This is a genomic window from Pseudoalteromonas sp. NGC95 (assembly GCF_015864705.1).
Taxonomy (GTDB): Bacteria; Pseudomonadota; Gammaproteobacteria; order Enterobacterales; family Alteromonadaceae; genus Pseudoalteromonas; species Pseudoalteromonas arctica.
Map to the genome: position 1 here is coordinate 1 of NZ_JADYWR010000066.1, position 672 is coordinate 672.

A 672-nucleotide genomic window follows, 5' to 3' on the forward strand; every position below is an offset into this window, starting at 1 on the left:
ATTGGTGTCACGTGTAACCAGTGCTGTGATGGAGCAGGTTACAGAATGGCAATCCCGGCCACTGGATGCCATTTATCCTATTGTTTATTTGGACTGCTTGGTTGTAAAAATACGCCAAGATAAGCGCGTTATCAAAAAGTCTATCTACCTTGCCTTAGGCATTAATATTGAAGGCCATAAAGAACTGCTTGGCATGTGGATTTCTGAAAATGAAGGCGCTAAGTTCTGGCTAGGCGTGCTCACTGAATTAAGTCAACGGGGCGTTGAAGATATCTTAATCGCGTGCGTAGACGGCCTGAAAGGTTTTCCTGATGCGATAAATACAGCTTACCCGCAAACACATGTTCAGTTGTGCATAGTGCATATGGTTCGCAACTCATTGAAATATGTTTCATGGAAAGATTATAAAGCCGTTACGGCAGATTTAAAGTTGATTTACCGTTCGGCGACAGAAGAAGAGGCGTTGCTAGAGTTGGAGCGATTTGCAGAGAAATGGGACAGTCAGTACCCTCAAATAGCCAAGTCATGGCGTGCGAATTGGGATAATCTAAATACGCTATTTAATTACCCTGAGGCAATACGCAAAGCCATTTATACAACGAATGCTATTGAATCACTTAACAGCGTTATTCGTCGAGCGATTAAAAAACGTAAGCTCTTTCCAAATGACGA

Annotated in this window: 1 protein-coding gene; it reads left to right on the top strand. The window is 42.6% G+C overall.

Features of this window, described 5'->3' with window-relative positions; all coding sequences use genetic code 11:
• Positions 1-672, top strand: a 672-nt coding sequence (locus tag I6E70_RS20555; protein WP_197189502.1) for an IS256 family transposase, incomplete at both ends; no start/stop codon positions are given.